The sequence below is a fragment of the Arcticibacterium sp. GJ41-1 genome, assembly GCF_055808875.1.
Map to the genome: position 1 here is coordinate 3,931,318 of NZ_CM147888.1, position 21,103 is coordinate 3,952,420.

General features: G+C 37.2%; 19 protein-coding genes. 15 read left to right on the forward strand and 4 right to left on the reverse strand.

The genetic code is table 11. The annotated features are described in order from the left end of the window. The first annotated feature begins 136 nt into the window (after window positions 1-136). The 3 genes from AC0L6O_RS16285 to AC0L6O_RS16295 all read left to right on the forward strand — a co-directional run bounded on the left by AC0L6O_RS16285 (window position 137) and on the right by AC0L6O_RS16295 (window position 3,606). Window positions 137-1,138, forward strand: coding sequence for a sugar phosphate isomerase/epimerase family protein (locus AC0L6O_RS16285; RefSeq protein ID WP_473303835.1), 1,002 nt, complete (start codon window positions 137-139; stop codon window positions 1,136-1,138). A 152-nt stretch (window positions 1,139-1,290) separates the two neighbouring features. After that, the gene (locus AC0L6O_RS16290; RefSeq protein ID WP_473303837.1) at window positions 1,291-1,656 is read left to right on the forward strand and encodes a VOC family protein; all 366 of its coding nucleotides are present in this window, start codon (window positions 1,291-1,293) and stop codon (window positions 1,654-1,656) included. A 12-nt stretch (window positions 1,657-1,668) separates the two neighbouring features. Beyond that, window positions 1,669-3,606 (forward strand): SGNH/GDSL hydrolase family protein, encoded by a 1,938-nt coding sequence (locus tag AC0L6O_RS16295; RefSeq protein WP_473303839.1) that lies wholly within the window; start codon window positions 1,669-1,671, stop codon window positions 3,604-3,606. A 3-nt stretch (window positions 3,607-3,609) separates the two neighbouring features. Here AC0L6O_RS16295 and AC0L6O_RS16300 read toward each other — a convergent pair whose 3' ends face one another. Then, window positions 3,610-4,206 (reverse strand): trimeric intracellular cation channel family protein, encoded by a 597-nt coding sequence (locus AC0L6O_RS16300; RefSeq protein ID WP_473303840.1) that lies wholly within the window; start codon window positions 4,204-4,206, stop codon window positions 3,610-3,612. A gap of 175 nt (window positions 4,207-4,381) precedes the next feature. Here AC0L6O_RS16300 and AC0L6O_RS16305 point away from each other — a divergent pair, with 175 nt between their 5' ends. The 3 genes from AC0L6O_RS16305 (at window position 4,382) to nadE (ending at window position 7,753) form a co-directional block, all read left to right on the forward strand. Beyond that, window positions 4,382-5,155 (forward strand): carboxylesterase family protein, encoded by a 774-nt coding sequence (locus AC0L6O_RS16305; protein WP_473303842.1) that lies wholly within the window; start codon window positions 4,382-4,384, stop codon window positions 5,153-5,155. Window positions 5,156-5,175: 20 nt separating this feature from the next. Next, window positions 5,176-5,637, forward strand: a complete 462-nt coding sequence (locus AC0L6O_RS16310; protein ID WP_473303844.1) for a RidA family protein — start codon at window positions 5,176-5,178, stop codon at window positions 5,635-5,637. Window positions 5,638-5,728: 91 nt separating this feature from the next. After that, complete coding sequence (gene nadE, locus AC0L6O_RS16315) at window positions 5,729-7,753, forward strand: NAD(+) synthase (protein WP_473303846.1); 2,025 nt, start codon at window positions 5,729-5,731, stop codon at window positions 7,751-7,753. Here nadE and AC0L6O_RS16320 read toward each other — a convergent pair. Next, complete coding sequence (locus AC0L6O_RS16320) at window positions 7,750-8,679, reverse strand: endonuclease/exonuclease/phosphatase family protein (RefSeq protein WP_473303848.1); 930 nt, start codon at window positions 8,677-8,679, stop codon at window positions 7,750-7,752. The two genes, nadE and AC0L6O_RS16320, sit on opposite strands and share 4 nt — an antisense overlap. 360 nt (window positions 8,680-9,039) lie before the next feature. Between AC0L6O_RS16320 and AC0L6O_RS16325 the strand changes: the two genes are divergently transcribed. The 8 genes from AC0L6O_RS16325 to AC0L6O_RS16360 all read left to right on the forward strand — a co-directional run bounded on the left by AC0L6O_RS16325 (window position 9,040) and on the right by AC0L6O_RS16360 (window position 18,175). Further along, on the forward strand, window positions 9,040-9,501 hold the full coding sequence (locus AC0L6O_RS16325; protein WP_473303849.1) for a ribosome maturation factor RimP: 462 nt from the start codon (window positions 9,040-9,042) through the stop codon (window positions 9,499-9,501). 20 nt (window positions 9,502-9,521) lie between these two features. Continuing rightward, window positions 9,522-10,766, forward strand: a complete 1,245-nt coding sequence (gene nusA / locus AC0L6O_RS16330) for a transcription termination factor NusA (RefSeq protein WP_341224337.1) — start codon at window positions 9,522-9,524, stop codon at window positions 10,764-10,766. Between the two features lie 54 nt (window positions 10,767-10,820). Further along, on the forward strand, window positions 10,821-13,778 hold the full coding sequence (gene infB, locus AC0L6O_RS16335; RefSeq protein ID WP_473303850.1) for a translation initiation factor IF-2: 2,958 nt from the start codon (window positions 10,821-10,823) through the stop codon (window positions 13,776-13,778). A 132-nt stretch (window positions 13,779-13,910) separates the two neighbouring features. Next, a complete protein-coding gene (locus tag AC0L6O_RS16340) occupies window positions 13,911-14,552 on the forward strand; it encodes an O-methyltransferase (RefSeq protein WP_473303852.1) in 642 nt (213 codons plus the stop codon). Between the two features lies 1 nt (window position 14,553). Continuing rightward, complete coding sequence (locus AC0L6O_RS16345) at window positions 14,554-16,650, forward strand: LysM peptidoglycan-binding domain-containing protein (protein WP_473303853.1); 2,097 nt, start codon at window positions 14,554-14,556, stop codon at window positions 16,648-16,650. A gap of 51 nt (window positions 16,651-16,701) precedes the next feature. Beyond that, window positions 16,702-17,265: a DUF3109 family protein gene (locus AC0L6O_RS16350; protein ID WP_473308539.1), complete on the forward strand. Its 564-nt coding sequence runs from the start codon at window positions 16,702-16,704 to the stop codon at window positions 17,263-17,265. Continuing rightward, on the forward strand, window positions 17,252-17,578 hold the full coding sequence (locus tag AC0L6O_RS16355) for an MGMT family protein (protein WP_473303854.1): 327 nt from the start codon (window positions 17,252-17,254) through the stop codon (window positions 17,576-17,578). Before AC0L6O_RS16350 ends, AC0L6O_RS16355 begins: the two co-directional genes overlap by 14 nt. A gap of 126 nt (window positions 17,579-17,704) precedes the next feature. Then, window positions 17,705-18,175 carry an Lrp/AsnC family transcriptional regulator gene (locus AC0L6O_RS16360; RefSeq protein WP_473303855.1) on the forward strand — a complete coding sequence of 157 codons (471 nt, stop codon included), beginning with the start codon at window positions 17,705-17,707 and terminating at the stop codon, window positions 18,173-18,175. Here the strand turns inward: AC0L6O_RS16360 and AC0L6O_RS16365 are convergent. Then, complete coding sequence (locus AC0L6O_RS16365; RefSeq protein WP_473303856.1) at window positions 18,161-19,393, reverse strand: tetratricopeptide repeat protein; 1,233 nt, start codon at window positions 19,391-19,393, stop codon at window positions 18,161-18,163. The two genes, AC0L6O_RS16360 and AC0L6O_RS16365, sit on opposite strands and share 15 nt — an antisense overlap. A gap of 96 nt (window positions 19,394-19,489) precedes the next feature. Between AC0L6O_RS16365 and hpt the strand changes: the two genes are divergently transcribed. Continuing rightward, on the forward strand, window positions 19,490-20,020 hold the full coding sequence (gene hpt, locus AC0L6O_RS16370; protein ID WP_473303857.1) for a hypoxanthine phosphoribosyltransferase: 531 nt from the start codon (window positions 19,490-19,492) through the stop codon (window positions 20,018-20,020). A 1-nt stretch (window position 20,021) separates the two neighbouring features. Here the strand turns inward: hpt and AC0L6O_RS16375 are convergent, their stop codons facing one another. After that, window positions 20,022-21,002 (reverse strand): ABC transporter ATP-binding protein, encoded by a 981-nt coding sequence (locus tag AC0L6O_RS16375; RefSeq protein WP_473303859.1) that lies wholly within the window; start codon window positions 21,000-21,002, stop codon window positions 20,022-20,024. Window positions 21,003-21,103 lie beyond the last annotated feature (101 nt).

The window sequence follows — 21,103 nt, forward strand, 5'->3', positions numbered from 1 at the left end:
ACTGAATACTCTTCAAAGTAAGTTTATTGACTCAGTTTGTAACATTAAAGTTTTCGAGGTACTTTCGTTTCTTCAAGCCAACCATAACCCTTTATGAGGTTTTGAAAAGAATCAACTCTTTAAAATCATTATTACAATGAACAAAAAAAACTATTCTCTTTTAGTTCTCTTTACAGCCTTCACGCTTATTTTTTCTGCCTGTAATACCAGTACAGAAAGCTCTGAAGCCACTGTAACAACACCAGATTATCAAATTTCTTTAGCTCAATGGTCGCTACATAACGCTTATTTCGGCGATGCTTTAAATGGCGATTGGGCAAGTTTTGGCAGGTTGCTTATGGAATCTCCTGATTCTTTGCTGCAAGGCACCATTAACCCTGATGATTTCCCAACTTTAGCCAAAAGCTATGGTGTAAACATCATTGAATTGGTAAATACTTTCTATTTCAGCAAAGCCGAAGATGACGCCTACTGGGCTGCATTCAAACAAAAATGCGACGAAGAAGGTGTAACCGTAGGTCTAATCATGTGTGATGCTTTGGGAAACCTTGGCGATGCTGACTCTGTAGCTCGTATGAAGGCTGTAGAAAATCATTACAACTGGATTAAAATAGCCAAAACTTTAGGTGCAGAAACTATCAGAGTTAACGCTGCAGGTGAAGGAACAGCTGAAGAAGTAGCAGCAAACGCTGTCCAAGGGCTTTCTAAATTAGGCGAATATGCAGCTACACAAGGCATTAATGTAGTAGTAGAAAACCACGGTGGATACTCTTCTGATGGTTCTTGGTTAGCAGGTGTAATGGCAGCTGTAAACATGGAAAATGTAGGAACACTCCCTGATTTTGGAAATTTCTGCATGGAAAGAACGCCAGATGGCTGTGCGAACGAGTACGACAGATACAAAGGCATAGAAGAATTAATGCCTTATGCTAAAGGGGTTAGTGCTAAAACGCACAACTTTGATGCTGAAGGAAACGAAACAAAATCAGATTTTACAAGAATATTTAAAATCATCAAAGACTCAGGTTTTAAAGGCAATATCGGAATTGAGTATGAAGGTTCTGACCTTTCTGAAGATGAAGGTATCAAAGCCACTAAAGCTCTTATTGAAAAATCTTTAAAAGAAATTGGAGCTTAATTGATTAGCTCTTTATCCTATGAATGCAGCAAGAAACACTTCTTGCTGCATTTTTTGTTTAAGCCATCACAAATCTGCCTCTCATCTAATCTTAGAATCCAGACCTTTCTATTTGAATTCAGATTCGCTTATATTTACTAAAAACCTTAAACATGCCCTTTGAATCCAAATCAATAAGAACTTTTATTGGTGCAAAAGATTTCTCTGAATCTAGAGCATTTTATACTGCTCTTGGTTTTGAAGAAGTTGTAATTGACAGCTCCATGTCATTATTTAAGGTCAACCAAAATCTAGCCTTTTACCTTCAAGATTATTACGAAAAAAAATGGATAAATAACTCCATGGTTTTCTTGGAAGTAGACGACGTAGAAAAGTGTCAGACAGAATTACTTTCCAAAAATCTACCTTCAAAGTTTAAAGGAGTAAGATTTACCGACATCGTAAAAAACGACTGGGGAGAAGAAATTTTCATGCATGACCCATCTGGCGTGCTGTGGCATTTTGGCAAATTTTATTAATAATCCCTATTTATGTTCAAATCCGCTTTTGTAAGCCTTGTTTTCTTTTGCCTATCATTTTCAGGTCTGAATGCCCAAAACACTTGGAAAGGCTTTGAAAGAGTAGACTTCAAATTTCAAGAAAAAGAAGCCAGAATTATAATTCCAAATAAAGCAGCGAACGGAAACCCATGGATTTGGCGAGCTCGCTTTCCCGACTGGCATACAGAAGCCGACAGCATTTTAGTAGCAGAAGGATTTCATTTGGTTTATGTAAACACCGACAACAAATTTGGTAGCCCTGATGCCGTAAAGGTTTGGGATGATTTCTACGACTTCATCAGCCACAAATACGCCCTTCAAAAGAAAGTAGCCCTAATGGGTGTGAGCAGAGGCGGACTATTTGTTTACAACTGGGCAAAACAAAACCCAGAAAAAGTAGCCTGTATTTATGCCGAAGCTCCCGTTTGTGATTTCACCAGTTGGCCAGGAGGTTTTGGCGAAGGAAAAGGCAGCTCTAAAAGCTGGGCAAAGCTAAAAGCCGAATACGGTTTTAAATCAGACGAAGAAGCTAAAAACTACAAGAACAATCCAATAGATAACCTAGATGCATTAGCAAAAGCCAAGGTGCCGATTCTGCACATGATAGGCTTGGAAGACAAAATAGTCCCACCTTCAGAAAATAGCTTAATACTTATCAAAAGGTACATTAAACTAGGAGGAATAGCCACCGCAGTACCTTGCACAGAAGGAAAACAAGAACTAGAAGGCCACCATTTTGATATAGAAACACCTAGATATGTAGCTGATTTCATAAAATACAACGCCTTAAAAAGTGGCAAACTACATTCTGCAAGCTATCATAAGCTCGGAAATGGGCTTAAAAACAGCCATATCAAATTTGAGACATCAAAAAAAGGAAGGGTAGCCTTTTTGGGAGGTTCTATCACCTATAATTCTGGGTGGCGAGATAGCGTTTCCAATTATTTGGTAAAGAAGTTCCCAGAAACTGACTTTGAATTTATTGCCGCAGGAATTCCATCTATGGGTACTACGCCTGCAGCTTTTAGGCTTACCAGAGATATTAAAGACTTAAAAAACATTGATTTACTTTTTGAAGAAGCCGCTGTAAATGATGATTCAAACGGTAGAAGTACTCAGGAACAAACACGTGCTTTGGAAGGAATTGTGAGACATCTAAAAAAAGAGAATCCTGCCATAGATATAGTTCTCATGCATTTTGTGGACCCCAAAAAGATAAAGGACTATAATAACGGTATTGAGCCACAGGTCATCCAAAATCACAATAAAGTGGCTGCACATTATAATATCCCTACTATTAACCTAGCTAAAGAAGTTACCGAAAGAATCAATAATAAAGAATTTACTTGGGAAGGTGATTTCAAAAACCTTCACCCCTCTCCTTTCGGTCAAGGAATTTACGCTCATTCTATGATACAGTTTTTAGAAAATGCCTATAGTTCGCACATTGATGCGGATGACAAGATTGTTGCTCAAAACCTCCCAAATGCATTAGATATTTATTCTTATGAAAGCGGGAAACTGATTGATATTAAAGAAGCTAAACTTTCAAAAGGTTGGGCTATAAATAATGCTTGGTCTCCTTCTGATGATACAGGTGTAAGACCAAATTATCATGATGTGCCTATGCTTATCAGTGAAAACCCGGGTAGTAAACTGACTTTTAACTTTACAGGGAAAGCTGTAGGAATAGCCGTAGCTGCTGGTCAAGACGCAGGTTATATCCAATACAAAATTGACAATGGAGCTTGGCAAAAGCTAAACCTTTTCACTCAATGGAGTGCTTCTTTACATCTACCTTGGTATTATACTTTGAGCTCAGAATTGGAGAACAAAAAGCATAAACTCCAGATTAAAATAGCTGAAACAAAAGATGCCAAAAGCAATGGAAACGCCTGTAGAATAAGGTATTTCTACATCAATGAATAAACCTTAAAGTTTTAGGCCCCAGTTATTACGCACAGACAAATACCTAATTATCATAACCACAAGCATAGACACGCCCATGTTTATAGTAAGGGCATCAGTAAATTGCTCCAATGCCAGAAAAACCAACGCACCTACCAAACAAGCTGTGGCGTAAATCTCTTTTCTAAAAATAAGCGGAACCCTATTAGTCAACACATCTCTAATAACACCACCAAAAACAGCGGAGACAATACCCATTAATACAGCAAAAGGCACTTCTAAACCAGCATTTAAGGTTTTCTGCAAGCCCAAAATTGTAAACAAACCTATTCCCATGGTATCAAAAAAGAACATACTGCGTCTTAGTTTGGTAATGTATTTTCTAAATAAATAGGACAAAATAACTCCGCCTAGCATAGCCCACAAAAAACTAGTGTCTCGCATCCAGCCTACAGGAGTTTGACCTATAAGCACATCTCTTACAGTTCCGCCACCCACAGCAGTTACTATGCCTATAATTATAGAACCCACCACATCAAAATCATCATCTATGGCAGTCATTACACCACTTATAACAAAAATTACAGTACCAAGAATCTCAAAAAAGTAAATCCAGTTCATTCGTTTTGTTTGCTATCAACTTGTGATAGATAAAGTAATAAGAAAAAGGCTAACCAAAAACATTTCATTTATGTTCACATAACCTACAAAATAACAGTTCCTGCAAAAGCCTTCTGGTTTGACATAGTCATAGAATAAACCGATATTTGAAAAGAATAAACCATCCCTAAAATCAATGAAAAGTCTTTCTTTATCTCTACTTTTTTCATTCCTAGTCCTTTCAGGCTTCGCTCAAAAAGAAAAATATCAAGCAGCCACCTTCACAGATAGTCAAGGAACGGAGTTTAACTATAGGATTTTGTACCCTGAAAACTATCAGGCCGACAAAAAATATCCGCTAATTCTCTTTTTACATGGAGCAGGAGAAAGGGGCAGTGATAATAAATCTCAGTTAACGCATGGAGCATGGGTTTTCACAGATAGATTAAAGGATAACCCTGCCATAGTTATTTTACCACAATGTCCTAAAGAAGGATACTGGAGCTCTGCTGACATAACCCGTGGAAAATATCCATTAGAAATCAACTTTGACTATAATAATAAAGAAACTCCTGCACTGCATGCCGCTATAGAACTCACTAAGAGCTTTGTGAAATCAAAAAAAGCCGACAAACACAGGGTTTATATCACAGGTTTATCCATGGGAGGTATGGGAACATTTGAAGCCGTATATAGATATCCAAAACTATTTGCAGCCGCTATGCCAGTTTGTGGTGGTGGAGAAGTTTCAGCCTACGGCAAAAAACAAGCAAAAGTGCCTTTCTGGATTTTTCATGGTGATGTTGATGGTGTAGTTGATGTCAAAAACTCACGTGAAATGTATGCCAAATTAAAGGCTTTAAATGCTAATGTAACTTATACAGAATACCCTGGGGTCAATCATAACAGCTGGGATAATGCTTTCAAAGAAGCTACCTACCCTAATTGGTTATTTCAATTTAAAAGATAAATCCAAACCAATTAATAAAAATGATTTTAGACGAAGTTTTCAATAAATACGCCGACAAGATTCCACCAGCTCCAACACCAGGAGGAGTTTACAAACCTTTAATAATTGTTGGTAAAATGGTTTACGTGAGTGGTCATGGGCCTAACTTGCCAGACGGTAGCCAGCATACTGGCAAAGTAGGTTCTGAAGTAGATGAAGCTTTTGGAAAGGAAGCAGCTTTTCAAACAGGTTTAACTATGCTAGCAACCCTTAAAGCCGAATTTGGTAGTCTAACTAAAGTCAAAAGAGTGGTAAAACTCCTAGGCATGGTAAACGCAGACCCAGATTTTGAGAATCACCCAAAGGTAATAAACGGCTGTAGCGAGCTTTTTGAAGAAGTTTGGGGCTACGAAAACGGATTAGGCTCTAGAAGTGCCGTAGGTTTTGGCTCACTTCCTGGCCGTATTTCTGTAGAAATAGAAGGACAATTTGAAATCCATTAATAGGCTTAATTAAGCCATCTATCCCTTTAAATAAGACAAATCTCTACTCAGATATTTGTCTTATTTTTGTATAAATCTCTTACACTAATTCATGAAGATTCTTAAAGTAGCTTCCGGAGCCTTAAACCAAACACCTTTAGATTGGAAACAAAACGCCAAAAACTGCATAGAAGCCATAGAAGAAGCGAAAGCTCAAAAGGTCAGCATCCTTTGCCTACCTGAGCTTGCCATAACTGGGTATGGCTGTGAAGACGCCTTCTATTCGCCTGATGTGCAGCGTAAAGCTTTAGAAACACTTCAAGAAATCAAAGACCATACTGCTGGAATAGTGGTATGCGTAGGTTTGCCGCTTGAGATAAACAATAAACTTTTCAATGCAGCTTGTTTGCTTGCAGACAAGAACATTCTTGGTTTTGCCTGTAAGAGGCACCTCCCTAATTATGGCGTATTTTATGAAGACAGATGGTTTCATAGATGGCCAGATAATTTAAAAGACGAGGTAAGTATTAATGGCTTTAAATACCCTGTAGGCGACCTTATTTTTGAACTAAACAATGTTAAAATTGCCATAGAAATATGTGAAGATGCATGGGTACCAAACAGACCAGCAGACTCTTATTTCAACAGTGGTGTAGATATAGTACTTAATCCAAGTGCTTCTCCATTTGAATTCAACAAATTCAGAACGCGTGAAAGGTTAATTATTGAAAGTTCTCGTAGTCACGCTTGTAGCTACATTTATACCAACTTACTTGGTAATGAGTCAGGTAGGTTAATTTTTGATGGTGATGCTCAAATTGCCAGTAATGGTGTTTTACTTCGCTCTAGCGACAGGTTTAGTTATGCATCTCATACGCTTACCACCGCGGTAATTGACACCGACCAAACGGCGGTAGATTTCACCAAGATTAAAACAAGACCTAAGGCTACGCCAAATAAAGTTTCTTTCACATTCGAATTTCCAACTAATGTGAAACCAAGCTACGAAGAAGCTACTTTAGAGGCTTTTGAAAGTGGTGGGTCAATAAAAGAAGAAGAGTTTGCCAGAGCGGTTTGTTTAGGGCTTTTCGATTATTTAAGAAAGTCTAGGTCGCAAGGTTTTACCATTTCTCTTTCTGGTGGTGCAGATTCAAGTGCATGTACTGCATTATGCGGTTTAATGATAAGATTAGCGGACGAAAGTATTGGCTTTGATGCCATGAAAACTCGTTTGGGACATATTAAAAAAATTCAGGCTTGTAAAACCGAAGAAGAAGTTTCACACGAGATTATTCATACTATTTATCAAGGAACTGAAAACAGTTCAGATGAAACGAAAAACTCTGCTCGTGCTTTAGCAGAGTCAATGGGTGCCAAGTTTTATGATGTCAATATTAATGGACTGGTAGAACAATACACAGGCATGATTGAAGGGCAAATTGACCGTGAGTTAACTTGGGCTACAGACGACATTGCTTTGCAAAACATTCAGGCTAGAGTAAGAGCTCCTGGAGTTTGGTTGTTAAATAATATAACAGGGCATTTGCTTTTAGCTACCTCTAATCGCTCTGAAGTGGCCGTGGGTTACTGCACCATGGACGGTGACACCGCTGGCAGTATTAGCCCTATTGCTGGTATTGATAAGCATTGGCTAAGAAGTTGGCTAATATGGTTGGAGAAAAAAGGCTGTCATGTAAAAGGAAAGCATATTAAAATAGAGGGCTTAAAGTATGTCAATGCGTTAAACCCTACTGCCGAGCTTAGGCCTAAAGACCAAATGCAAAGTGACGAAAAAGACTTGATGCCTTATGAGGTTCTTGATGCCATTGAAAAAGTAGCTGTAAAAGATAAAAAATCTCCTACCGAAAGCTTTCAATACATGGAAGTACTTTGGGCAAATGAATATTCTAGAGAAGACTTGTTCAATTGGACAACGCGTTTCTTTAAACTTTGGAGCAGGAATCAATGGAAACGAGAAAGATATGCCCCTTCTTTTCACTTAGATAATAGAAATTTAGATCCAAGAAGTTGGTGCCGTTTCCCTATTTTGAGTGGTGGTTTTGAGCAAGAACTAAAAGAGTTAAAAGAATACTTTGAAGGTAATGCTAAGCCGAAAAGTAAAAAAATAGGCTTTTAAGAGGGTTTTATGCCGTAAGAAGCCCGAATAGGATAATGATCTGAATTTTCAAGCTCTCTATAAGTTTCAAATCCTTGGATTTGAAACTTATCTTCTTTATAAAAGATATTATCAATTCTTAAGAAACTTGGCATTTTATGATAGGTAAATCCAAAACCGTAGCCACTATCTTCAAAACTATTTTCTAATTGCTTCCTAACTCTGCCATAGGCATAACCATAGGGCATCTCGTTAAAATCACCTGCCACTATTACAGGGTAAGGACTCTTTTTAATTAGTTCTTCTAATTCATCTACTTGGAAACCTCTGTCTTTAAAACCTGATTTCAATTGCGATAGAATATTCTTAGCTTCCTTATTTCTTACTACCTCATCTCTTGTAATGGCTTTTGCCACCCTAATCCCCATCGATTTCATTTGAACATTGAAAACTCTAATGGTATCCTTTTCCACCACAATATCTGCTAAAAGCAATCCATTGTTATTTGTCTTCCAAGATATTTCCTCCTTATGAATAATAGGATATTTCGAAAATATCGCCAAGCCTACAGCCCCTACTTTACTACTCTCGTCAATATCAGAATGCATATAAGTGAAATACGGCGTATGCTGCTTTAAACGATTAAAAACATCAAAAACACTATGATTCGGCTTATTATATAACTCCTGAAAGCATTTAATATCTGCAGTCAAGGTATCCATATCATTAATTAAACTTAAAGAAACAGCCTTCCCCTCTTCCGTATTAGCCCTAGCATTATCGCAGTACATTACATTATAACTTAAAACAGAAAGTTTAGGTAATTCAGACTGCTGCTCTTTAGGGAAATTAAATTTGATAGTTCGCTCTATTAGGGGAAATCCAGCCACTAAAATCAACAGCGAAAGAATAAACTTCCATGACTTTGCGAAAATGTATGAAAACATAAAAAACAAATTAGCCGCGAAAGCTAAGGGCACAGTTAGTGTCAAAAAACCAACAAACCAATGCTTAATATTTGACTGATAAGACAGTTGGAATACAAGTAGGGCATACAAACCCACTAGGAAGTTTAAGAGGAAGTAAAATTTTATGACAAACTTTTTCAGAAAATGCACTGTTTATTGGTCTCAAAAAGATGCCGAAAGATAGGAATTTTTAATTTTAGGACGGTCACATTACCTTAGTTTCAAAATAGAAAACAAAAATTGGCAAAAAAGAAATATTAAAGTACCTTTGCAGCAGAATGGTGACGTTGAGGAGGGTTTAGACCTCCTTTTTTATTGCTACATATTCTGAATCAAAGCATGCTCGACTCTCAACAAATTGGACAAATAGTAGAAGAACTACTCGACCTTGAACTTCAGTTCTTGGTTGACGTTAAGGTAAGTAGCTCTAAGATTAGACAGAAAATTACAGTATTAATTGATACTGACGAGGGGATAGGAATTGCGGATTGCAGCAGAGTAAGTAGAGAATTAGGCGACAGATTAGAAGAATTGATTGATGATGCTTATACATTAGAAGTTTCATCTCCTGGTTTAGACACTCCGTTGAAATTAAAACGTCAGTACCATAAAAACATTGGTAAAAGTTTAAGAGTAATAACCTTAGACGGAGAAGATATCAAAGGAGAGCTGCTAGAAGCAGGCGATTTAGAGATAACGGTTTTGCCAGAGAAAAAGAAGAAAGAAAAAAAACAGCCAGAAAAAATCAGTTTGGCTTTTGAAAATATTAAAGAAGCTCGAGTACAAGTTTCTTTTAATTAAAAATTTAAACATTTTCTATAATGGATAGTGGAGATTTAGTAGCGTCGTTTTCGGAGTTTGCCCGTGAAAAAAACATAGACAGACCTACCATGATTGCGGTTTTGGAGGACGTTTTACGTACCATGATTCGTAAGAAATACGAGGACGACCATAATTTTGACATCATTCTAAATGCCGAAACTGGCGACTTAGAAATGTGGCGTACGCGTGAAATTGTTGACGACAACTCTGAAGACATTTGGGATACGGATAAAATCCCGTTGACAGAGGCTAGAAAAATTGAGCCTGATTTTGAAATTGGTGAAGAAGTAGCCGAAGAGGTTAAACTTATCGATTTTGGAAGAAGAGTAGTACAAACAGCTCGTCAAACACTTATTCAAAAAATTAAAGACCTTGAAAAAGAGATGCTTTATGATCTTTATAAAGATCAAGTAGGCGAACTTTTGACAGTAGAAGTTTATCAAATTCTAGGTCGTGAAGTAATTTGTCTTGACATGGATGGCAACGAACTTTCTTTACCGAAGTTTGAGCAAATCCCTAAAGATAGATTCCGTAAAGGAAACAGCATAAGAGCTGTAGTTCATAAAGCCGAACTTAATAATGGAAACCCGAGAGTACTATTATCTAGAACCTCTCCTGTTTTCTTAGAAAGACTTTTTGAACAAGAAATCCCTGAAATTCTTGATGGTTTAATATCCATTAAGAAAATTGTTAGAGAGCCAGGAGACAGAGCTAAAGTAGCTGTAGAGTCTTTTGACGACAGAATTGACCCTGTTGGAGCTTGTGTAGGTATGAAAGGTAGTAGAATTCACAGCATTGTGCGTGAACTTGAAAATGAGAACATTGATGTGATTCAATGGACTGATAATACTCACCTTTTCATCTCTAGAGCACTTAGCCCAGCTAAGATAAGTTCTGTACAGATAGATGAGAATGGAGAAAGAGCTTCCGTATTCCTTAAGCCAGACCAAGTGTCTTTGGCTATTGGTAGAGGTGGCTTGAATATCAAATTAGCTAGCCGCCTTATAGGCATGGAGCTAGATGTATTCCGAGATGTGGAGCAAGACTTCATCGAAGAAGATGTGGACTTAACGGAGTTTTCTGATGAAATTGAAGCTTGGGTATTAAAAGAGCTTCATGGTATCGGATTAGATACTGCAAAATCAGTATTGGCTCTTAATAAAGAGGAATTGGTAAGAAGAACCGAACTTGAGGAAAGTACAGTAGTTGAGGTATTAGCTATTTTAGCAAGCGAATTTGAATAAAAACGCTGTATCTTTACGAATCCTCAAAACAAAAAAAAGCGTTAAAACAGATTTATGGCAGAAAATAAAGTGATGCGATTGAGCCAAGTGGCAAGGAAATTAAACGTGAGTTTATCTCATGTGGTGGAAGCACTTGCCTCAGAAGGTCACAACGTAGGAACTAATCCAAACGCCAAATTAAGCTCAGACTTACTTGCAATACTGCAAGATAAATATCAGTCTAAAGTCTTAATTGGCGACAATAAGCCAAAAGCCGAAGAAACTAAGCCTGAAAATCAGGATTCTGAAATACTTTATTTTAGAGAGGAGCCTAAAGCCAAGGAGGAACCAGAAATTGAGAAGGTCAAATTTGAGACCAAGCTTGATGGACCTAAAGTTTTAGGTAAAATTGATTTAGATGCTAAATCTAAGCCTATAAAGCAGGAAGCCCCAGCTCCAGAGCCTACCCCAAAACCTGAGGTTAAGCCAGAGCCTATTCCAGAACCTAAACCTGAGCCTGTAGTACCCCCAAAACCTGAGGTTACTCCAGAACCAGTAATAACTACTAAACCAGAGCCTGAGGTAAAACCAAAGCCAGTAGTAAAGGAAAAGCCTGTAGAAAAGCCAGCTCCAGTGGCACCACCAGTAGTAGAAAAGAAAGCTCCTGAACCAAAAGCTGAAGAAACTCCAAAAGAGACGCCAAAGAAAGAGGTAGCTCCAGAAGTTAAGAAACCTGAGGCAAAGAAGCCTGAAGTTAAAACAACTGAAGTACCTACTCCTAAAGCAGAAGTTAAGGAAGAGCCAGCTAAACCAGCAGACAATGGTGTTATAAAAGCCAAAGGTGATAAACTTGCGGGACTTAAAGTTCTTGGAAAAATAGAACTTCCTGTAGAGAAGAAGCCCGAGTCTAGTGGAGACCGTAAGAAAAGAAAACGTAAGCATGTTAGCCGAATGGGCAAGCTTACCGGTATTACTGATCAGCAATTCTTCAAAAAGAAAGAAAGCGAAGGTCAAGATAAGAAAACGGGACCAGGAACTGGCGGACCAAACAGACCATCTAACGACCGTAATGCTAATAAGAAAAGAGGCGGCGGAAGAAAAGAAGCTCCAAAAGAAGTTGATGTTAAAGATAGCATTAAGCAAACACTTGCTAGAATGCAATCTAGAGGTGGACAAGATTTTGGTGCCAAACAAAGAAGAGAAAAACGTAAGAGTAGAGCAGAGAGAGCCGAACTGGATGAGGCTATCGAACAACACGAAAGCACATACCTAAAAGTAACTGAATTTATTTCAGCTTCTGAATTAGCATCACTGATGGACGTATCTGTCAATGAAGTTATAGGTACTTGTATGGAAATGGGAATGTTTGTTTCTATTAACCAGCGTCTTGATGCCGAATCTATTCAGATGATTGCTTTAGAGTACGACTTTGAAGTAGAATTCATTTCTGCCGAAGAAGAGATTCATGCTGAAAACCTTGATGTAGTAGATGCTCCAGAAGATTTAAAACCTAGAGCACCAATTGTTACAATCATGGGTCACGTAGACCATGGTAAAACATCTTTACTAGATTATATCAGAACTACCAAAGTAGCTACTGGTGAAGCTGGAGGAATTACGCAGCATATTGGAGCTTATAATGTAGAGGTTCAAAGTGGTGAGAATAAAGGGAAGTCATTAACTTTCTTAGACACTCCTGGTCACGAGGCCTTTACTGCCATGAGAGCAAGGGGTGCCAAAGTAACCGATGTGGTTATTATTGTAATCTCTGCGGATGACTCTGTCATGCCTCAAACTAGAGAAGCTATTAACCATGCTCAGAATGCTGGAGTACCTATCGTTTTTGCATTAAACAAAATTGATAAGCCTGGTGCTGAACCTGATAAAATCAGACAAGACCTTTCTAAAGAAAATATTCTGTTGGAGTCTTGGGGTGGTAAATATCAAGAGCAAGAAATTTCTGCCAAAACTGGTCAAGGAATTGAAGAACTACTTGACAAAGTACTACTAGAATCTGAATTATTAGAACTTAAAGCTAATCCAGATAGACAAGCTAACGGAACCGTTATTGAAGCAACGCTTGATAAAGGTAGAGGTTATGTAGCTACTATTTTGGTAGAAGCTGGAACCTTGGCTGTTGGTGATATCATCTTAGCCGGTCAGTACTTTGGACGTGTTAGAGCCATGATTGACGACTTAGGCGGAAGAATCCAGAAAGCTGGACCTTCTACACCAGTTCAGATACTTGGTTTACCAGGTGCTCCTCAAGCAGGTGATAAGTTCAACGTGATGGAGACTGATAGAGAAGCGAGAGAAATTGCAAACAAACGTGAGCAAATCATTCGTGAGCAAAGTATCAGAGCCAAAAGACATATTACACTGGATGAAATCGGTAGACGTAAGGCTATCGGTTCCTTCAAAGAACTTAACGTTATTGTTAAAGGTGACGTGGATGGTTCTGTAGAAGCACTTTCTGATTCCTTATTGAAACTTTCTACTGAAGAGGTTCAGGTGAAGATTATTCACAAGGGTGTTGGTCAAATTTCTGAGTCTGATGTACTTCTTGCAAGTGCTGCAGATGCAATCATCCTAGGTTTCCAAGTGAGACCTTCAGGAAATGCCAGAAGAATAGCTGATACTGAGGAAATTGAAATCAGACTTTACTCTGTAATTTATGCAGCTATTGACGAGATAAAAGATGCCATGGAAGGCTTACTTGCTCCTACCGAGGAAGAAGTTATTACAGGTACAATAGAGGTAAGAGAAATCTTCAAAATCTCTAAAGTAGGTACTATTGCCGGTAGTTTTGTAACTGACGGTTATGTCAAACGAGCTAATAATGTTCGAATAGTTAGAGATGGTATTGTACTACATGATGGCGACATTGACCAATTGAAACGTTTCAAAGACGATGTTTCTGAAGTCAAAAAAGGTTACGAATGTGGTATCAAAATCAATAAATTTAATGACCTCCAAATTGGTGACATCATTGAATCTTATGAAACTCGTGAGATAAAAAGAACACTGAAATAAAAAGAATAGAGCTATGAATTTCATAGCTCTATTTTAATAAATTATACTTTCAATATATTCTGAAAATATAATATTATTAATAACTTGTAAAAATGCGTTTTTTGGGGTTATTTTGCTACAAGTTAAAGTGCTATGCTAATAATCAATTCTGAAGCGGAAGCTTATTGTACATCAATAAGTGACCCTGAACCTCCGATTTTAAAAGAAATCAGGAGAGATACCAACGCCAATGTCTTACAGCCAAGAATGCTGTCAGGACATTTTCAAGGTAGGTTATTATCTGTACTTTCATATTTAGTTTCACCTAAGCGAGTGCTTGAAATAGGCACTTATACAGGTTATTCAGCCATTTGTTTGGCAGAAGGCTTGGCAGAAGGTGGAAAGCTTATTACAATTGATGTTAATGAAGAATTAGAAGAAAGAATAAACGACAATATTTCAAAGGCTGGTTTTCAAGATAAGATTGAGCACATTGTTGGTGACGCATTAGAACTTATCCCAAAATTTGAAAACGGTTTTGACCTTGTCTTCATTGATGCCAATAAAAGAAACTATGAACATTATTTTGACCTAGTAATTGATAAAGTAAACCCTAACGGCTTAATAATTTCTGACAATGTTCTTTGGGACGGAAAAGTTTATAACGAAAACTCAAAAGACCTTACCACCAAAGCTCTCAGAAAATATAATTTAAAGCTTAAAGAAGATAAAAGAATACAAAAAGTGCTATTACCACTAAGGGACGGCCTGATGGTGGCAAGAAAAATTTCCTAATATGAAAAACATTATACTCCTATTCGTTGCTCTTGTGAGTTTGCCAACCTTGGCACAAGTTGATTACAGCATTCCCGAAACTCCAAAAAAAATTGAGTTCGCCAATGTCATCGTCAATCTTGACATTGAAACCCAAAAGAAAGTAGGTAACTATGTAACCTCACTTCTTACTCCCCAAAACTCTTATTTAGATAATAAGCTGGAGCTTATGCAATGGTATTTTCCATACATAGAAGAAATTCTTGATGAAGAGAATGTACCTGACGATTTAAAATACCTTGCGGTTCAAGAAAGTGCTCTAAAACCTGATGCTCTTTCTTCTTCGGCGGCAGTAGGCTTCTGGCAGTTTAAAGAAGCAACTGGTACAGAATTAGGTTTAGTGATCAATAATAACATTGACGAGCGTAAGTATCTTTTTGCGAGTACAAAAGCAGCTGCTAACTATTTCAAAAAGAATAACCTGATTTTCAAAAACTGGATTTCTTGTATCTATGCCTATAATCAAGGCCCTACAGGAGCTACAAAGGCTATTCCAGATAACTGGTCTTACGCCAGTGAAGTAGACTTTACTAAAGACACTCCTGAGTACTTACTAAAAGCATTAGCTCATAGAATTGCTTTTGAACACCGCCTAAACAGGTTAAAAGCATCTCCTAGGAAACTAGTAGTTTACCCTACTCGCTCTAAGTCATTAGCTCAAATAGCAGTAGAGCTTAGTGTAGATTTAAGCGAACTGCGTACCTATAATGCTTGGTTAAATTCAGCTTCAACACCTGAAGGCGTTGAATACAAGGTATTAATACCTATCAATACAGCTAGAGAGCAAGAAATATTAGACCTGATTTCTAATAGAAAAGAAACTATAGCTTCAAGACAAAACTTCCCCGCTTTAGTTAAGAAAACCTTGGTAACTACTTCAGATGATCAGCCAATTTTGTACGACATAAACGGAAGAGTTGGAATACTTGCAGAACCTGGAGATGAAGCCTCTCAACTTTCTAGTAAAGCTGGTTTTCCTTTGAATACCTTCTTGAAGCTAAATGACCTTGACGATAAACACATAGTAAAAACTGGACGAGTATATTATTTGGAAAAGAAAGGGAACAAAGCACCTGTGGAATTTCATACAGCTAGAAAAGGGGAAACCTTCTGGGATATTTCTCAAATGTATGGCATGAAACTAAAAAAGTTGCTCAAGTATAACCGTTTAAAGTCACCCGAAACTATTCAGCCAGGAAGAGTCATTTGGTTACAAAAGAAACGTCCTAAGAATGAACCAATTGAAATTATAGAAGAAGTTCTTTCTGAAGAAGATGAATATCCTACTATACCTGTAGAAACTAGATATGAAAGAGAAGATGTGGTATCTACAGACCCTGACGCACCAGAGGACAATATTCTTAACAATTCATCAAGAACAAACAGTGGTGTAATAAAACTAAGCTCTGAAGATAAAGAGGAAGTAGAAAAACCAGTGGTTAAAAAAATTGAGCCAAAACCTGAGCCAGTTAAACCTAGAGTAATAGAAACAAAACCTGAGCCTGTTAGAACAAGACCTACTCCTACTAAACCGATAGAAGAACCTACTTATAGCGAAGGCAGAACACATTTAGTAAGACAAGGTGAAACGTTATACTCTATTTCCAAACAATACGGACTTAGTCTCAGTGAATTAAGACGTCTTAACAATATGTCGTCTGGCGATGTCCTTAAGTATGGAGAAGAGTTAATAGTTAACCGTAACGGGTCGAGTTCAGTGGCTAGTTCATCTAGAGGAGGGGTAGTTTACCATAATGTAGAAAAAGGAGAAACCCTTTATTCATTGTCAAAGATGTATAATACTACTGTTGGAAACATTCAAAACTGGAATGATATAAGAGGCACAAATATTTCAATTGGCGAAAGATTGATTGTTTCTCAAGATGGGGCAAACACCAATAATTATGTTTCAGAAAACCCTAGTACGCATACTGTAAGCAAAGGCGAAACATTGTATAGTATTTCAAAACGTTACAACATTTCGCTTTCAAACTTAAAATCAATAAATAATATTAACAGCAATATTATAGAAATTGGGCAAGTGTTACGTATTAAATAACGTATTTGGCACATGGCTCAATTTGACACACCTGACTGGAATTTTTACGATATGATATTAATAGACGACACCTGTATTAGCGAAGACATCAAGGATAAACAATTTGTTTGTAACCTTGAAAAATGCAAAGGAGCATGCTGTGTAGAAGGTGATTTAGGTGCCCCTTTGGAAGAATCTGAACTTCCTGTACTAATTGAGCTTTATGAGAAAATAAAGCCTTACCTATCTCCAGAAGGCATTAAGGCTATAGAAGAGCAAGGTGTTTATGTAGAAGACGAAGAAGGTGACTACAGTACCACGACGATTGGCGACAGGGAATGTGCTTATGCTGTTTATGAAAAAAATGGTATGCTAAAGTGTGGTATAGAACAAGCTTATAACGATAAAGCCATTGACTTCCTAAAACCTATCTCATGCCACCTTTATCCTATCAGAATAACAAAGTATGAGGAGTTTCATGCCCTAAATTATGATCAGTGGAGTATTTGCTCTGATGCCTGTGAGTTAGGAGAAAAACTAGGTGTACCGGTTTACAAATTCCTTAAAGAACCTTTAGAAAGGGCTTATGGAGAAGAATGGTATAAAAAACTAACAACGGAAATTGAAGGAGAATAAATTTGAAGAAATTTATGAAGTAGTTAAACTCATCCCACCTGGAAGAGTAAGTTCTTATGGTGCCATAGCCGAATATCTAGGTTCAAAAAGAGGGGCCAGACTAGTAGGTTGGGCTATGAATGCTTTAAATAATAGAGCCGATGTTCCTGCCCATAGAGTGCTGAACAGAAATGGGGTTCTTTCTGGAAAAAATGCCTTCCCCCATCCATCTATGATGCAAGAAAAGCTAGAGGCTGAAAACCTTGTGGTAATTGATGATAAAGTTCAGAATTTAGCACAGTATTTTTGGAATCCAAACACCGAACTTCTGTAAAATCTACAATTTTTCGGCTTAGCTCAAGACTTTCGAATTAAGAATATTAATTTTTATTTATAAAAATTATAAAATCAACGTCGGTTATTGTAACTTTATACCAAATTTAATTTTGATATAAAAAACATGGCAACTGGAAAATTAGACGTCATCGACCACAAGTTATTAGAGATTTTACAACGCAACGGTAAAATCACAAATGCACAACTCTCTAAAGATGTAGGATTATCTCCTGCTCCAACTTTAGAACGAGTAAAAAAACTAGAACAATCGGGAATAATAGAAAGCTATCACGCTCAAGTTAACCGCCAAAAAGTAGGTTTAGGTGTTATAACTTTTGTACAAGTAACCCTGAAAGGACATCAAAAAACTATCATTGACGCTTTTGTTAATAAAATAAACAGTGTTCCTGAGATTATTGAATGCCATCACGTGACTGGCTCTTGCGATTTCCTACTAAAGGTTATAGCTCAAGACATAAGTAACTACCAAGAACTCATCATGGATACCATCAATGAGATTGATGTAGTTTCTAGTACACAAACAATGGTTATTCTTCAAACAATAAAGAATAGCAAAGTATTACCGATTCCTTAATTTACGCTTTTTCTTAGCTTCGGTAATTTTCTTTTTCAAAGTCTTAATCCGCTCTTTTGCAGTTTTGTAAGAGGCGGATTTCTTTTGTTTTGTATCAATAATCAATTTATACTTTCTAGCAGCTGTCAAAAAGTCTCCCTCATCCATCGCAAAGTCCCCCAAAGCTAGCTGAGAACCTAAGTAGTAACCTGACTCTTCTGAATCATTACTTTGAGCAAACTCGGTACATTTTTGATAATAAAACTTAGCTGCCCCTATGTCTTTATTATAGTTTTGATTTACATAACCTAAAATATATGCTCCATACCTGCCTTCATTAGCCGTATAGCCATATTTATTAGCCGCTATATTATCAAGGAGCTCTTTTGCATAAGTTTCTGCCTCTCTCATTCTGCCTAACACAAAACTACTTCTAGCCGCGTACCTATGAAAAAATGAATTATTTGGATACAAAGTATGCATTTGATTTGATAGCTCTCTAGCTTTGGAGTGCTGCCCTTCCATGGCATAAATTTGAACCAAAAAATAACGAGCCTCCATTCTCGTATAAAAAGCATTACGGCTCACATTCTCTAGTTGAGTTATCCCTAAATCTTTATCGCCTTTTTTAAAAAAGGTCAAAAGCGGTTTTAATGATTTATAGTTTTCACTAATCCATTTAGAATAAAAATTATACAAACCATCACCAAAAATAAGTTCTGGATTTATAGAATCATCTCCCCTACTCAATTCTAGATATTTTAGAGACTGCTTACCGGCCCAAGCTGCCCTTACCCAGTTTTCTCTTTCCGCATATAACCTTCCTTTAAAAGCGTAAGATGCCGCTAAAAAGAAGGCAGCCTCATTATTCCCCTTGTCTTCCTTTAACAAATCATCCGCAAGGTCAATGCTCTTATCCATATAACCATGAATAACATCATCATACTTTTTTACACCAGTGTCTGGCACTAGTCTCCACCAGTAATTAAGACCAACCAAGAAAAAACCTATTGGGTGATGCGGGTATTTGACCAAAAGCCACTTGAACTCTCGCTCCGACTCATAGAAATTAAAATTATACATATAATCTATGGCGGCCGTAGTTTCTATTTGAATAGCCCTATCGGTCAAAAGCCTCGCAGGGCGTTCTTTCTCCTTTTCAAAAACATCATAGATTTGAGCCGAAGCTTGCAAAACAGGTAGACTTAGTAATACTAATAGTCTAAAAAGTATCTTCATAAATTTAGAATCGGTGAATTCTGTTCAAATATCCTCTCATAAGATAGAAATAGCTAATTTTTTCCTTTATTGGATAAATAAATCAATTGGTATTTAATGAGAACGATAAAAGGCAAGCAGTTTGTACCTTTAATTACTAAAGAAGTTTTAGATAAGAAAATAAAAGAACTGGCCTCCCAGTTGGAAAAAGACTTTGCCGGAAAAGACCCACTCTTTGTAGGTGTTTTAAATGGTTCTTTTATGTTTCTTTCAGAGCTCTTTAAAAACATTCAAATGGCTTGTGAGGTGAGCTTTGTCAAAGTTAAATCTTACGAAGAAATGAGTTCTACTGGCCAGGTTAAGGAATTGATAGGCCTTAGTGAAAACATTGAAAACCGCCATGTGGTAATAGTGGAAGACATTATTGACACCGGAAGAACTATGAAAGAAATACTTCCTGCCTTTCACAAACAAAACCCAGCCTCTGTCTCTATTTTAACTTTGCTCCATAAAAAAGCGGCTACCGTGGTTCCACTCAAGATTGACTATGTAGGCTTTGAAGTAGATAATAAGTTTGTGATTGGTTTTGGTTTAGATTTTGACGGCTTAGGTCGCAATATTGACGAAATAATGATTTTGGCAGAATAACTTAATCCAACTCAGCATACCTAAGTATGTCAAAGTTGACACTGTCTCCCACAGTGTAGCTTTCCATTGTAAAACATTTCAAAATTTCAGACTCAATTTTCAATGCTATTTCCTTATAAACTCCTCGTTCTATTACAGCAGCTATTTTAGCTATGTGTTTCCCTGAAGCATCTATTTTAATGGCTTCAGGTCTTATAATTAACCTTCTTTTTTTGGTTTTAATTTCAAACAATTGCGAAACTGCCTCTTGCTTAATCAAATTAAACTCACCTGAAATAGATGCTTCATAAGTGCTATCAGGGTAATTATAGACAGTAAGCGGCTCATTAATCTGGGTTATTTTGCCCTTTTTTAGAATTGCCAGTTGGTCTGCAGTTCCAAAAACATCAGAGATATCATGCGTCACAAAAATGCACGCCATATTCTCTTCAGCTACCAGCTGCTTTACCTCTTCTTTTAAGGTGCTTTTGTTTTTATAATCTAAATTAGAAAAAGGCTCGTCTAATAAAAGCAATGAAGGCTCATCTGCCAATGCTCTTGCAATAGCCGCACGCTGCTGCTCACCCTCTGAAGAATGTCTTGGAAGTTGATGTTCTGCTTTTTTCAAACCAGTCACTTTCAAAAGTTTTTCCACTCGCTCTGCTTTATACTCTTCATTAAAAAAACGAAGTTCGTATTCAATATTTTCTCTTAAAGAGATATTCGGAAAAAGCGGATTATCTTGACGGACAATCTTAATTTTTGGGTGTCCAGCAATTAGCTTTTCAGAAGGTGGAGTTATTCTCTCATCATCTATTAACAACTTACCAGAATCAGGCTCTAGCAAGCCTGCAATAAGCTTTAAGATGGTTGATTTGCCAGAACCACTTTGACCTAGCAATGCTAAAATTTGATGTTTCTTTAATGATAAAGAGACACTATTCACAATTTTTTTATCCTCAATACTGAAATTGAGTTTGTGTACTTCTAGTACTTTTGTCAAATCCTGCGTTAAATTAATTTCGGTAATAATAAGCAATTCCAAATTTGAAGTCTTATGTTTAAACCAAAATCTTAAAAAAAAGAACTACCCTACTCCCTACT

Coding starts and splice junctions, on each gene's coding strand:
- AC0L6O_RS16285 (WP_473303835.1), top strand. CDS start 137: ATGAACAAAAAAAACTATTCTCTTTTAGTTCTCTTTACAGCCTTCACG.
- AC0L6O_RS16290 (WP_473303837.1), top strand. CDS start 1,291: ATGCCCTTTGAATCCAAATCAATAAGAACTTTTATTGGTGCAAAAGAT.
- AC0L6O_RS16295 (WP_473303839.1), top strand. CDS start 1,669: ATGTTCAAATCCGCTTTTGTAAGCCTTGTTTTCTTTTGCCTATCATTT.
- AC0L6O_RS16300 (WP_473303840.1), bottom strand. CDS start 4,206: ATGAACTGGATTTACTTTTTTGAGATTCTTGGTACTGTAATTTTTGTT.
- AC0L6O_RS16305 (WP_473303842.1), top strand. CDS start 4,382: ATGAAAAGTCTTTCTTTATCTCTACTTTTTTCATTCCTAGTCCTTTCA.
- AC0L6O_RS16310 (WP_473303844.1), top strand. CDS start 5,176: ATGATTTTAGACGAAGTTTTCAATAAATACGCCGACAAGATTCCACCA.
- nadE (WP_473303846.1), top strand. CDS start 5,729: ATGAAGATTCTTAAAGTAGCTTCCGGAGCCTTAAACCAAACACCTTTA.
- AC0L6O_RS16320 (WP_473303848.1), bottom strand. CDS start 8,679: ATGTTTTCATACATTTTCGCAAAGTCATGGAAGTTTATTCTTTCGCTG.
- AC0L6O_RS16325 (WP_473303849.1), top strand. CDS start 9,040: ATGCTCGACTCTCAACAAATTGGACAAATAGTAGAAGAACTACTCGAC.
- nusA (WP_341224337.1), top strand. CDS start 9,522: ATGGATAGTGGAGATTTAGTAGCGTCGTTTTCGGAGTTTGCCCGTGAA.
- infB (WP_473303850.1), top strand. CDS start 10,821: ATGGCAGAAAATAAAGTGATGCGATTGAGCCAAGTGGCAAGGAAATTA.
- AC0L6O_RS16340 (WP_473303852.1), top strand. CDS start 13,911: ATGCTAATAATCAATTCTGAAGCGGAAGCTTATTGTACATCAATAAGT.
- AC0L6O_RS16345 (WP_473303853.1), top strand. CDS start 14,554: ATGAAAAACATTATACTCCTATTCGTTGCTCTTGTGAGTTTGCCAACC.
- AC0L6O_RS16350 (WP_473308539.1), top strand. CDS start 16,702: ATGATATTAATAGACGACACCTGTATTAGCGAAGACATCAAGGATAAA.
- AC0L6O_RS16360 (WP_473303855.1), top strand. CDS start 17,705: ATGGCAACTGGAAAATTAGACGTCATCGACCACAAGTTATTAGAGATT.
- AC0L6O_RS16365 (WP_473303856.1), bottom strand. CDS start 19,393: ATGAAGATACTTTTTAGACTATTAGTATTACTAAGTCTACCTGTTTTG.
- hpt (WP_473303857.1), top strand. CDS start 19,490: ATGAGAACGATAAAAGGCAAGCAGTTTGTACCTTTAATTACTAAAGAA.